The organism is Spirosoma koreense (assembly GCF_054777875.1).
Map to the genome: position 1 here is coordinate 2292423 of NZ_BAAHAC010000022.1, position 13351 is coordinate 2305773.

Consider the following 13351-nt stretch of genomic DNA (forward strand, 5'->3'; position numbering starts at 1 on the left):
CGTCCCAAGTCCGGGTTGGTGTACCTTCTAAATCCTATACCAATGGAGCGAAAAACGTTTCCCGGCACCCTCGATTCACTCGACGATATCCGGCAGATTGTCAAAGAAGAAGCGTTGCAGCTAGGGCTTTCCAAAAAAGCCAACTACAACCTGTTGCTCGCTGTCGATGAGATTGCTACCAACATCATCGTTCACGGCTACGAAGAAAACGGCAAAGAAGGCACGGTCGATCTGCTGACGAACCGCACCGACGGAGAGCTTACCGTCATTCTGGAAGATGACGCGGTGCCCTTCAATCCGTTGGAACGGGAGCTACCCAACGAAGAATTTTTCAACCTGCCGCTCGAAGAACGGCCCATCGGTGGTATGGGTATCCACCTGACTGTCAATGGTGTCGATGAATTTCGGTACGAATACGTCGATCACCGAAACCGGAATATCTTCATTATGCGAACGACGGATAAGACCGAGTAGGCGCCAAAAGGCCTGCTCGGCTTATGACCAGCACCTGGTAAGTTGCGAGACACGATATGATTGACGTTTACAATAAAGTCGCCTTTACAAATCCCTTTCCGGGCCTGAGGAGCTTCGAACGAGAAGACTCTTATTTGTTTTTTGGGCGTTCCAATCAGATTCGTGAATTAAAGGAAAAGCTGATCGAGTCCCGGTTTTTGGCCATCATCGGCTCATCGGGTAGCGGAAAATCGTCGCTGGTGAAGGCTGGCCTGATACCGGAGCTGGTCGAAGGCCGGACCGAATTTACCGACAAGTGGGAGGTGGTCTTTCTAAACCCCGATGCCACCCCGATCCGAAACCTGGCCCGGGCCTTGTATCCGGCTTTGAGCAAGCAGAACCGGGCGTTTTCCGACCATATTTCGCCCGACCAGATGGAGCGGATGCTCAAAACGGCTCCTCAGGAACTGATCAGCTGGTGGGAAGAGGCTAACCTGCTGCTGATCATCGATCAGTTTGAAGAACTGTTTCGCTACCAGCAGAACGAGAGCGATGCAAGCGAGGCTGCCCTGTTCATCGACCTGCTGCTGGAATTCAGTCGCCGTCAGGATTATTCGGTGTACGTGGTGCTGACCATGCGCTCCGATTACCTCGATCAGTGTACCGATTACGAAGGGCTGACCGAGGCCATCAACCACGGCTACTACCTGCTGCCCAAAATGAATCTGGCCGAACTGCGTCAGGTCATCACCACGCCCATCAGCGTCATGGGGGCCAGCATTGCCGATGAGCTGACCGACCGGCTGCTGACCGACATCGGGGCCAATATGGACCAGCTGCCGATTCTGCAGCACGCGCTGATGCGAACCTGGAACCACTGGCAGGCGTCCCGCCGGACCAACAGCCCGATCGATATCGGCGATTACGAAGCCATCGGAACCATGCAGAAGGCCATTACCCTCCATGCCGAAGAGGTGTACGGAAATCTGCCCGACGAAAAAAGCCAGCTGGCGACGGAAAAACTGTTTAAAGCGCTGATCGTACTCGATGAAGGCAACAAAGGCATGATTCGGCCCGCTCCGGTTGGCGATATCAGTACGGTATCGGGTGTTCCGATGTACCTGCTGACGGACGTGCTGGATCGATTCCGGGAGCCGGGTGTGGCGTTCCTGACCCCGTCGACAACCGTCTATGCCGACGCCGATGTCATTATCGACCTGTCGCACGAACGGATCACCAACCTGTGGGAACGGCTCCAGAACTGGGTGAAGGAAGAGACGGAATCGGCTAAGTTCTACAAACAGGTCAGTCGCTCGGCTACGCTGTACCACGAAGGGAAAACGGGCCTCTGGACGAACCCGGAGTTGCAGATCGGGCTCAAGTGGATGGCCGAGAACCGACCGACCCAGGCCTGGGCCAACCGCTACGACCCGTACCTCGAACGAGCCATCAATTTTCTGCAGTACAGTCACGATCAGCATGATTTCGAGATTCAGAACAAGGAAGAACGCCAACGCAACGAGCTCCGCCGGGCCCGGCTGTTTTCCATTTTTCTGGGTGCCAGCGCGCTCATCTCCCTGCTGTTTCTGCTGATTTCGGCAGTACTCAGAACGCAGGCCCGGCAGAGTGCGGAAGAAGCCCTCGAAGAAAAAAAGAAAGCGCTGATTCAGCGCAACCGCGCCGAAGAACAAACCCGCGAAGCGATCACGCAGAAAAAAATAGCGGAGCAACAGGAAATCATCACCGGTCAGCAGAAGCGGCTGACCGAAGAGCAGCGGCTGATTGCCCTGCGCGAAAAAAAGAACGCCGAAGATCAGCAGGTCATTGCTGTAGCGGCCCAGCGGAACGCCGAAAAACAAAAAGACCTGGCCCAGTCGGCGCAGAAAAATGCCGAGGCCCAGCAGCGGATCGCTCAGGAAGCCCAGCGGAACGCCGAACAGCAGAAAGACCTGGCTCAGTCGGCCCAGGTGCTGGCCGAACAGCAAAAGCAGATTGCGGTCAATGCCCAGCAGTATGCCGAGCAGCAGCGGGGTAAGGCCATCGCCCAGACCATGGCCATTCAGTCGTATCAGATGAACGAAAATGCGGCCGACGACCTGCCGGCACTGCTGGCGCTGGAGGCTTACACGCTGAATCTGAAAAACGGCGGACAGACCGATAATCCAGACATTTTCAACGCGCTCGCCAAAGCCGCCGACGTACGGACCGTACTGCGTCGGCACACGGACGTGGTGCGCGCCGTTGCCCTGCAGGGCAACGTGCTGGCTTCGGCAAGCGACGACGGAACGATCAGGCTGTGGGTGTCGGACAATCCGGCGCAGGCCCCCCGCTCGCTAACTACACCCGGCCGGAGCCTCGATGGCATCCGGTCGGTGGCGTTCGATAAAGATGGTAAAAACGTGTTCGGTGGTAGCGAACGCGGGGTGCTGTACCGCTGGGAGGTCGCTCAGCCCGACGAAGCGCCGACGGGGCTGAAAGCTCACACGGCTCCGGTTCAGGCCCTGCTAACGACGCCCGGACAGGAACAGCTCATTTCGGTCAGCACGAACGGTAATGTGCGCAGCTGGAAATTGAGCGCAAACGGCATCGACTCGCTCCAGAACATTCGGACGGGTCTGCCCGTGTACTGCGCCCGGCTCACGCCCGATGGGAAGCGGCTGATGTGCGGCTCCACCGACGGCCAGATCCTGAGTTTTTCGCTGGCCGATCTGAAAAAGAAACCTGAAGTGATTGCCCGACGGGAGTTCGGTTCGCGGGTGACGGCCCTGGCGTTCAGCCCCGACGGTAGCCGGCTCGTTACGGGCAATTCGGCGGGACTGGTGTATGCGTGGGACCTGAACGGCACCGAACCCGCTCCAACGGGAGTGCTGCTGTCGGGTCGGCATACTTCCACGGTCAACGACATTGCGTTTGCCCCCAACGGGAAGCTACTGGCCACCTGTAGTTCCGACTGGTCTATTCACCTCTGGAATTCGGGCAGCCTGTCGCACCAGCAGCAGCCGATCGTGATCAACGATTTCGATTCGTGGGTCATGGCCATCCGGTTTACGGGCGACGGTAAGCGACTCGTGGCTGTCGGTGCCGACAAAACCGTGCGCATTCGCAATGTCGATACGCCCGATTTGTATGCCGAGCTGCTCCGGAAGGTCCGGCGCAACCTGACCGTCGATGAGTGGAATAAATACATCGGAAAAGATATTCCGTACGAGAAATTGAAGCCGTAACTCTGCCCTGTGGGGCCTATTAATTCGTACCAACGCCATGAATTTTTTGCGACTTATCGGTTTGTGTCTGCTGCTGCAACTCCTGGGGCCTCTGGTCCGGGTGGGGGTGGCGCAGGATACGTGCGATGAGCTGGTGGCTATCCCGGAAGCAGAAAAACGATACGCCCGGGGAAACTTCGACGAGGTTTTTTCGCTGCTGCTGCCCTGTGCCGAAAAAAACTTCACTGAAAACGCCCGGATTCAGGCCCTCCGGATTCTGTCGATGACTTACCTGGCCATCGACTCGTTGCAGCAGAGTTCGCGGGCCATCAATCAACTGCTGGCGCTGAATCCGAAATACGAACCTGATTTTGGCGCATCGCCCCGCTACAAAGCCCTGTTTCAGCAAGTACGCGATTCGCAAGATCAGGTCATCCAGGTTACCTCGGTTTCGAAAAAAGCCGAAAATATTCTGTACGTACCGGCCACGGTGATGGTGCTGACCAGTAAAGACTTCGAGCAGCGCGGCTATCAGAGCCTCGAGCAGGTGCTGCACGACCTGCCGGGTTTCGATGTTATGAAAGGCAATGGCCCAGGCTACTCCAATTTCTACCAGCGCGGCTACCGATCGACTTCCAACGACCGCACCCTGATGCTTATCGATGGGGTAGAAGAAAACGATCTGGCGTCGAGCAGCATACCCATTTCGCAGCAGTACCCGCTGTCGGACATCGACCGGGTGGAAGTTATTTACGGGCCGGCCTCGACGATGTACGGAGCCAATGCGTTTGTCGGGGTAATCAACATTATCACTAAGAGCTTCCGCAACCTGGCCGGACCGAGCCGGCAACTGGCCTTTACGGGGCAGGCACGCGCGGGTTCGCTCAACACCCAGTATGTCGACGGAGTGCTGACGGCCAAAACGCCCGATCTGGCGCTGTCCATCACCGGACGGGTGTACCGGTCCGACGAACGGAACCTGTCGCAGTATCCGGAATTTAACTTCGATCCCCGCACAGCCGCGGATTACACCGGTCAGCTGAACATAACGGGTACGGATGCAGCCGGCAATTACCTGGCGCAGCAGTACCTCACCCGTACTAACCTGCTGACGCGCTACCCCAACAGCAATCTGTATACGGTGGGGTACGCGCCCAATGGGGCGGCCAGCGAACTGAGGCTGACCCAACAGGGCGCCCAGAAAGCCGCTACCCTCGACAACAACCTGTTCGGTGGCACGCTCAACGGCAATCCGGTCCGCTTCAACGACTCGTCGCTCGACTGGTTTATCCGGGCCAAGCTGGAGTTTAAAGACCTGACCATTTCGTTTCTGAACTGGAAAACCGACGAGGGGGCCGCGCCCTGGTACACCAACCGCTCGACGATCGTGACGGACAAAAATCCGCGCTGGATCACCGCCGACCGGGCCTTTTCAATTACCTACAATAAATACGTCAGCGACAAGTTTCAGTTGCTGAACATCACCTCGTTTCTGCTGCACGAGATCAACGGCAACACCAACCTGGTCACCTACAACGGCTATTTCAACGGTAAACTGGGCCTGCTCGAACTGGCGAAAGACTCGATTCCCCGCGCCACGGCCACGTACAACTATCGCGTATCGAACCAGTTGCGGAACGAACTGCGGCTGTTCTATACGCCCGCGCCGAATCTGGAAATCAACAGCGGGATCGAGTTTCGGCGCAGCCTGATTCAGGGTAACTACATCACCTCGACCAGACCCCAGGCCGACGAAACCGGTACCATCAGCAACGCATCGGGGTCGGTGCTGGGCGGTAATAATTTCCAGACCACCGACCTCGGTATTTATTCGCAGGTCACCTACCGGCCCTATACCAACCTGCGGCTCGTGGGGGGGCTGCGGGTGGATCATAATCAGATCAAGACCCACGGTGGCTATGGTACGGTGGTCAATCCGCGGCTGGCGGGCATCTACAACCGGGGTAAGCTGGTGTTCAAAGCTATTTATGCGACGGCCTTCAAAGACGCATCGTTTCTACAGAAATACGCGACCACTTCGACCCGAACCCTGACCAACCCGAACCTGATGCCGGAGCGGGTTCGGAACCTGGATATCAGTCTGACGTATCAGGCCAGCCGGCAACTGTCGATGAACGTAGTCGGCTACCTGGCCAATTACAGCAATGCCGTAGGGGTAGAAACGGTCCGGCTCGAAACCGGCGGAACCACCCAGCAGTTTCAGGCTACGGGCAGCCGCCGGATCTGGGGCATTCAGGGCGACGTCAGCTATCGCATCAGCCGGTTGAACATCTGGGGGAATTTTACCTATACGAACCCGGTAGACCCGGCCACCAACCTGCGCATCAGCGACATTGCCAACTACATGGTCAATGCCGGAGGCAATTACCAGCTACTGCCCAACCTGGACCTGTATCTGTCCGGAAACTACGTTAGTGCCCGACAAACCGGAGCCGGCACCTCGGGCAGCAACAATCCCATTCAGCGCTTCGATCCGTTTCTGGTGATGAACGCAAACCTTACGTACCATAATCTGCTGCGCGGCATGTCGATTCAGTTGTCGGCCAACAACCTGCTGGACAAAGAATATTTTGTGCCGGGCATCCGGGAGGCCGATAATTCGACTTATCCGTCGCGCTTCCCGCAGAACAGACGGTTTGTGTCGGTGGGCCTGTTGTACACCTTCAAACCCAAACAGAATGCCTATTAGTATCCGATCCTCTTTTGCTATCACAAACATGAACATATCCGTCCTTCCACCCCCCAAGAAGCTTGTTATGCTTGACGATTTGTACTGCATTGCGCAGGTGCCTTTTCCGGAGCGTATCCAGGAGATCGGGACGTTGCGGATTCGGGCATGGCGCGACGAGCCGGGCATCAATACCGTTTTCTTCGACCGCCGTACCTGGATCGAAGCCATTGATCATACCGCGCACCACTGGGTCGTTACGAAAAACAATGTCGTCGTGGCGGCCGCCCGGATGAGCCTGCACGACAGTCTGGAGGAGGTGCCTTATGCCGCATTGCTACCCGATTCGCATCGGCCCCGATATCAGCGCAAACGTCTGGCGTCGATCAATCGGCTGGTGGTCGATCCGCGCTTCCGGGGGCGGGGGTTAGCCCGGCTGCTGGACCAGGCGCGGCTGGATATGGCCGCGAGCAAAGGCGTCGATGTGGTGCTGGCCCAGCCGCAGCTGGCCCGGCTTTCGGCGCTGACCAAACTGGGCTTTTCGTACGTCTGTGAATTGCCCCACACGCCCGAAATGCCCGAGCGCCCGCTGTTTTTTATGGAACTCGATTTGAAAACCGTAGCCGATCAGTAAACGAACAGCCCCGTATCAGCCGGGGAACCAACCGTACAGGCCGTACCAACCAGAACGATGAGTCAGCGGGATACTATCTACAAGCTATTCAACATGCAGCCGGGCGAAGGCCGAACCGTGCTGCTGTTCATGACGTACTCCCTGTTTATGGGGATGTCGGTAGCGGTATTTTACACCTGCACAACATCGCTGTTTCTGACCACCTTCGACCGGTCCGAACTGCCGCTGGCGTTCATTGCCGGAGGTATACTGATCTACGGATTGGGGGGCATCGTGCGGGCGCTGCAGCGGAGGCTCTCGTTCGTGCAGATGAACAATTCACTGTTGCTGTTTCTGTTGATATCGGTGGGCTGTCTGCTGCTGGCTCCCGACCGGATGGAGAATAAGTGGCTGTACTTTGTACTGTTTCTCTGGAACCGCGTTTTTGTCTTTGTCAACGGGATTACCTTCTGGGCAACGGCTTCCCGAATTTTTAACCTGCAACAGGCCAAGCGGCTCTTCAGTTTCATCAGCATGGGCGACGTGATCTCGTCGGTGCTCAGCTATTTCTCGGTACCGATTCTGTTGAGTTTCATCTCGACGGAGCAGTTGCTGGTGGCGGCATTGGCTGCGCTGCTGGTCTGCGTGGGACTGATGCTGGTGATCAACAGCCGTTTTCACCGGCAACTATCGGCCGAACCGGCTCCCCGCTCCGGCCCGACCGACTCTACTCAATCGGAAAGCAGTGTGCACAGGCGGTATTACGTGCTGCTGTATATCCTGGCGCTGATGCCCGTATTCGGTCTGGTCTACGTCGAGTTTATGTTCACGGTGCAGCTGAAGCAGGTTTTCCCAAACAAAGAAATCCTGGCCAGTTTCCTCGGTATCTTTTTTGGCATGTGTTCTATCATCGAAACGGTCATCAAAGCGTTTCTTTACAATCGACTGATCAGCGCCTACTCCATCCGGATCGGTATCGTCATGCTGCCGCTGGCGCTGTTGTTCAGTTACACCCTGACGGCCGTGTATGGCACGATCTTCGGGGCCACGTCGCTGCTGCTGGCGTTCATTGCGCTAAGCCGGTTTTTTATGAGTTCCATCCGCCGGTCCATCAGCGAGCCGGTGTTTCAATTGCTTTTTCAACCCATTCCGGCTACCGAACGAACCCGGCTGCAGAGTCGTATCGAGGGCGTTCCCAAAGCGCTGGGGAATGTGGTGGCAGGGGCTTTGCTCATTGGCCTGTATGCGCTCGACCTGGGGGGCATGGTCGACCTGAGTTATGTGTTCCTGATCGTGGTGATTTTCTGGGTGGGCGTTTCGTTTCAGATTCAGGCCGAATACCACACCATCCTCAACGATGTCGTCGTTCGTTCGTCGGCCTACGCCCGCCGGATCATGGCCGCCATCAAACCCGACGACGGCGTTCCGCCTGTCCTGCCGGTCTTACCGGCTGCCCGTCCATTCGACGAGATTGTCGAACGGGTCGGCTCCCCGTTGCCGGCCGATCGTCGGCAGGCCGCTACCGAGCTGGGCCATTCGAGTCGCTACTACGCCTATGTGCATCTGCTGACCCTGCTGCGGGACGATGATACGTCGGTGAGAAAAGCGGCTATTCTGGCCGCGGGGGCCTTGGGCAAACGGGAGCTGTGGCCGCGGTTGTTCGAGCATTTAGCCATTCCCGAGTGCGAACCCATGGCAACGGCGGCTCTCATCCACATCGGCGAACCGGTTGTGCCGGCACTGGCCCGGTTTTTCAACCAGAACGACCAGTCGAAAGCCATGCAGATGCGCATCCTCCAGATCGTCAACGATATCGGTGGCGAAACAGCCCTGCGGTTTCTCCGGAACCGGATCAATCACCCCTCGCAGGTCGTACGGGATAAGGTGTTCGAAGGACTTCGCCGGTTGAAACACCGGGCCACCGTCACCGAGCGGCCGTATCTGCTGGTTCAGCTCGACGAACAGATTGCGTTGCTGGTGTGGCTGGCGGCTGCCCGTTTAGATCTGACGGGGTATGCCAAGCAGTCGGCGCTGATTCGGGCAATCCGGAGAGAAAAACAACTGATCGTGCCGAAAGTATTCAACCTGCTGGCTACCCTCTGCGGAGATGACCGGTTCGACCTCATCAGCGACCTGATCACCCAGAAAAACGACGAAATAAAAGGCTACCTGATCGAATTGCTGGGAACGGCCCTGCCGCCCGAGCTTAAAGACCGGATTTTGCCGTTGTTTGCCGATGCTCCTCTGGATGAAAAGCTGCGTCGCTGTTCGGTAAATTATCCGCAGCAGCGGCTGTCGGTGGAAGATCGGATTCGCGATATCATCAACAAAGATTTCGACAAGCTGACGCCCTGGGTGAAAGCCGTGGCCATCCGCGAACTGTTGAACTGGCACCAGACCGATCCGACGGCCATTCTGATTGCGAATGCTGCTTCGCCCGATGAGCTCATTGCCGAAACGGCGTTTTACGTGCTCAAAAAGCTAAATCCGAGTCGGTTTGCGGAATTGCATAAAGCGCTTTGCCTGCACCTGGACCCGGACCAGTGTCGAATTGCCAATCATGTGGCTGATGGAATCGATGAGGAGGCATTGCGCATTCAGAAAGAGGACGCGCTGGTATATTGACGATTATTGATAACGTATTGACCCGGATTATGAAACTGTTTCTGTCGCTACTTTGCTGGTTACTGCTCTACGGCCCCCCAGGCGGTCGGGATGCGTATGGCCAGGTGCGTAGCGGAGAAGCGGGGCTGCAGACGCCCCCCAGCCGGTTTTTTCTGCCGGGTCAGTACGATGCCCACAGCCAGAATTTTACGTTTACCCAGGATCACCGGGGCATGCTGTATGTGGGTAATTTCGAGGGAGTGCTGGAATACGACGGGCTGAACTGGCGGACCATTCCTACCCAGAACGTCACGAAAGTAACAGCCCTGCTGACAGCCGCTAACGGAACGGTCTACGTCGGGGCCAACGGCGAGTTTGGGTATCTGCGCCCCGACAGTACGGGGGCGCTGGGGTTTGTCAGCCTGAGCCAGCGGGTGCGCTCCCGGTTCAACGACGTGCTGGCTGTGCTGGAAGGCCCCGACGGGATTTACTTTGCCGCCCGCCATGGGTTGTTCCGCTGGAATGGCAAAGCACTGACAGAATGGACCGTAGACGCGGAAGTGCAGGGGGCTTTCCAGATCGACCGGAACATTTACATTGCGCAGCAACGGTATGGCCTGCGTTCGTTTCAGAACGGGACTTTTCAGCCGATTCGTCAGGCTGGGGGAGGGCTCCGTCTAACGAACGTAGTAGCGATGCTGCCCCTGGCCGCTCGGAAAGCCCTGATCGTGAGCAGTACACTGGGCCTGTTTCAACTCTCCGACCGGCTGATTACGCCTTTTTCGAGTTCGGGGAACGACTATCTGTCGGACAACCAGGCCACCTGCGGAACCGTCCTCAGCGATCAGACGATAGCCATAGGCACCCTGCACGGGGGCATTGCGATCCTAACGCCCGATGGGAAACTCAAACAGCTCGTTCGCGAGATCGGGGGGCTGCTCGACCAACCCATCAATGCGCTCTTCAACGACCGCGAAGGTAATCTCTGGCTTGCTCTCAACAACGGCATCGGTCAGCTGGAAATCCCGTCACCGCTGACGCTGTTTGCCGAGTCGGCCCGGCAGACCGGCGAGGTGATGGACATCCGGCAGGTAGGAAACGTGATTTATCTGGCCACGATCAATGGCCTGTTCCGCATCGGTCCCGACGGCGTCAGGTCCGTAGCTGGGCTGACGGCGGGTAGTTTTGCCATGACCACTGTCGGCGAATCGCTGTTTATCGCCACCAGCCACGGCCTGTATCAACTGGTCGGAGGGCAGTTGCGTCGGCTCACAACGGATTATTCGCTCTGCGTCATCGCCTGGAAGAACGATGCCACCCGCTTATACGTCGGCACCGAAAAAGGACTCGGTATGCTGACCGTTTCGCCCGGTCGGCCGGTGACCTATCAACTGCTTCCAAATCTGCACGAGCAGGTATCGGGGGTGGTCGACGATGGGTCTGGTAACCTCTGGATCGAAACACTGACCGCGGGGCTCTATAAACTAACGCCGGCAACGAACCAGCTAACCCATTACACCACCAGCCAGGGCCTGCCCACGCTGCTGTATGACCGGGTAGCCTACACGACCCAGGGCCTGCTGGTATACAACGAGAAAGGTGTTTTTCGGTACGAGGCCGCCCAGGACCGGTTTTTGCCGTACAATCCTTTCCGAACGGCCTTACCGGCAGCGGCATACTGGAAAAACGATCTGCTCGAAGACGAACAGGGTAATCTCTGGACTGTTGAGGGCAATAAACGGCGAATAACCCTTTACCAGAAGCAGGAAAAGGGCTACCAGCCGGTTACGGTTCCGTTCCTGCCGCTGTCTGCGCTACCCATCAACGTAATTTATCCCGATCGGCAGGGGCGGGTGTGGTTTGGCGGTCGGGATGGGGTCGTTCTTTACAACCCACTGATTCATAAAGGGTATGCGAAACCGTACCAGACACTGATTCGGCAGATTCAGACGACGGGCGGCAAAACCCTGTTCAACGGCTACAACCTGTCTGGCCATCAGGGAACCGTGACCCTGCCCCATGCCGTCAACGACATCAGCTTCGAGTTTTCGGCGGCCAGTTTTCCGGTCAATAATGCCCTGACGTTTTCTTATAAGCTGGAAAATTACGATCACGAATGGTCGGATTCGACCTCGTCGAAGAACAAGAAAGAGTACACCAACCTGCCCCCTGGCGATTACCAGTTTCGGGTGCGGGCCTACAACATCTACAACGTAGCCGGCCAGGAAGCGGTCTATGCATTCGGTGTACTGGCTCCCTGGTATCAGCGCTGGTGGGTCATCGGATTGTTTGTCGGGATGGTGGCACTGCTCATCTACTGGGTGGGCCGGTGGCGGCTGAACCGGCTGGTAAGCGAAAAGCAAGCGCTAGAAACCATGATTCGGGAGCGTACCGAAGAGGTCGTTTTTCAGAAAGAAGAGCTGGTCAAGCAGTCGGAAGAACTGGGAGTGAAAAACGATCAGCTCGAAAAAATCGACCTGATCGTGCAGTCGATCAACGCCGAAATCGACTTCGGGAGTTTATTCCAGACTATTTTGACCAAATTTTCGGTGATTCGGAATATGGACAACGCCAGTTTTCTGGTTTACGAGAAACAAACGAACTCGTTCCGGTTCAAGGCCCTGCGCAACAGCCGGGACCTGAGCTACGTGGAGTCGATACAACTGACGCAGGAGCAGGTCGAGAACCGGTTGCTGGCTCAGGCGGTCGAAGTATACGAAGATATTTACCACAAAGACAACGTTTATTACGAGCCGCTGAATAACCCGGTCGATGAGCTGACGACGCCTAAATCGCTGATCACCCTCGTGATCAAAAACGCGGGGCGGATCGAAGGATTCATTACCCTCGAGAACAGCGTTCGGGCCAACGCTTTCGACGCCCGCGACCTCACGCTGATCCGCAACCTGAAAGAACACCTGATTGCCGCTTTCATCAAAACCCGGCTGCTGGAAGACCTGGAAAACACCCTCAACGACCTGAAAAACACTCAGGATGAACTGATTCGGCAGGAAAAACTGGCGTCTGTCGGGCAGCTGACCAAAGGAATCGTAGACCGGATTCTGAATCCGCTCAACTACGTCACGAATTTCTCCCAGCTGTCGACCGGCCTGATCGACGATCAGATTGCTCTGCTCGAACAGCAGCGGGACGCGCCTTCGACCGACACGCTGGACGACGTGATCAGCGATGCCAACGTGCTGAAAAATAACCTGAACAAGATTCTGGCCCACAGCAACAGCACTACCCGGATTCTGAAGGACATGCAGAAGCTGCTGAAAGAAAAATCGCGGAATTTCCTCGAAACGGACCTGAACAGTTTCATCGAAAGCAAAACCCGGACGGCCATGCAGGAGATCAAGCCGAACTACAAAGACTTTTCGATCGAACTGGTGCTGGACCTCGAAAATAAGCCGATCCGGACCAAGCTGCTACCTTACGAATTCGGACAGGTGGTACAGAACATGGTGAGCAATTCGTACTACGCGCTCTACGAAAAAAGTAGACAGGGCAAGGTGTTTCAGCCCGAAGTCCGGATCGTAACAGAAACCGTCAACGGACAGGTGCGCTTGCGGTTTCGCGACAACGGCAAGGGCATTCCTCCGCGCGAAGTCGAGCAGTTATTCAACCCGTTTTTTACGACCAAACCTACTTCGGCCGGTACCGGGCTGGGGCTGTTCATGGTCAAAGACATTATTGAAACCCACCGCGGAAAAGTAGAAATTATATCGAAAGAGGGCGAATACACAGAAATTCTGATGACGCTCCCAACCCTGACCCAATAGTTCA

The 13351-nt window shown here is 56.5% G+C and carries 6 protein-coding genes; all 6 read left to right on the forward strand.

All coding sequences use genetic code 11. The annotated features are described in order from the left end of the window. Window positions 1-42: 42 nt before the first annotated feature. The 6 genes from ACYVC2_RS23025 to ACYVC2_RS23050 all read left to right on the forward strand — a co-directional run bounded on the left by ACYVC2_RS23025 (window position 43) and on the right by ACYVC2_RS23050 (window position 13347). On the forward strand, window positions 43-474 hold the full coding sequence (locus ACYVC2_RS23025; RefSeq protein ID WP_461106157.1) for an ATP-binding protein: 432 nt from the start codon (window positions 43-45) through the stop codon (window positions 472-474). Between the two features lie 56 nt (window positions 475-530). Next, entirely contained in the window at window positions 531-3677 is a 3147-nt protein-coding gene (locus ACYVC2_RS23030) for an nSTAND1 domain-containing NTPase (protein WP_461106159.1), read from the forward strand. Window positions 3678-3714: 37 nt separating this feature from the next. After that, entirely contained in the window at window positions 3715-6366 is a 2652-nt protein-coding gene (locus tag ACYVC2_RS23035; RefSeq protein WP_461106161.1) for a TonB-dependent receptor plug domain-containing protein, read from the forward strand. A 67-nt stretch (window positions 6367-6433) separates the two neighbouring features. Beyond that, a complete protein-coding gene (locus ACYVC2_RS23040; protein WP_461106163.1) occupies window positions 6434-6979 on the forward strand; it encodes a GNAT family N-acetyltransferase in 546 nt (181 codons plus the stop codon). A 57-nt stretch (window positions 6980-7036) separates the two neighbouring features. Then, a complete protein-coding gene (locus ACYVC2_RS23045; protein ID WP_461106165.1) occupies window positions 7037-9583 on the forward strand; it encodes a HEAT repeat domain-containing protein in 2547 nt (848 codons plus the stop codon). 29 nt (window positions 9584-9612) lie between these two features. Next, the gene (locus ACYVC2_RS23050; protein ID WP_461106167.1) at window positions 9613-13347 is read left to right on the forward strand and encodes a sensor histidine kinase; all 3735 of its coding nucleotides are present in this window, start codon (window positions 9613-9615) and stop codon (window positions 13345-13347) included. Window positions 13348-13351: the final 4 nt, after the last annotated feature.

Bases quoted from the DNA above. Each gene is read 5' to 3' on its own strand.
- ACYVC2_RS23025 (WP_461106157.1), top strand. From the start codon at position 43: ATGGAGCGAAAAACGTTTCCCGGCACCCTCGATTCACTCGACGATATC.
- ACYVC2_RS23030 (WP_461106159.1), top strand. From the start codon at position 531: ATGATTGACGTTTACAATAAAGTCGCCTTTACAAATCCCTTTCCGGGC.
- ACYVC2_RS23035 (WP_461106161.1), top strand. From the start codon at position 3,715: ATGAATTTTTTGCGACTTATCGGTTTGTGTCTGCTGCTGCAACTCCTG.
- ACYVC2_RS23040 (WP_461106163.1), top strand. From the start codon at position 6,434: ATGCTTGACGATTTGTACTGCATTGCGCAGGTGCCTTTTCCGGAGCGT.
- ACYVC2_RS23045 (WP_461106165.1), top strand. From the start codon at position 7,037: ATGAGTCAGCGGGATACTATCTACAAGCTATTCAACATGCAGCCGGGC.
- ACYVC2_RS23050 (WP_461106167.1), top strand. From the start codon at position 9,613: ATGAAACTGTTTCTGTCGCTACTTTGCTGGTTACTGCTCTACGGCCCC.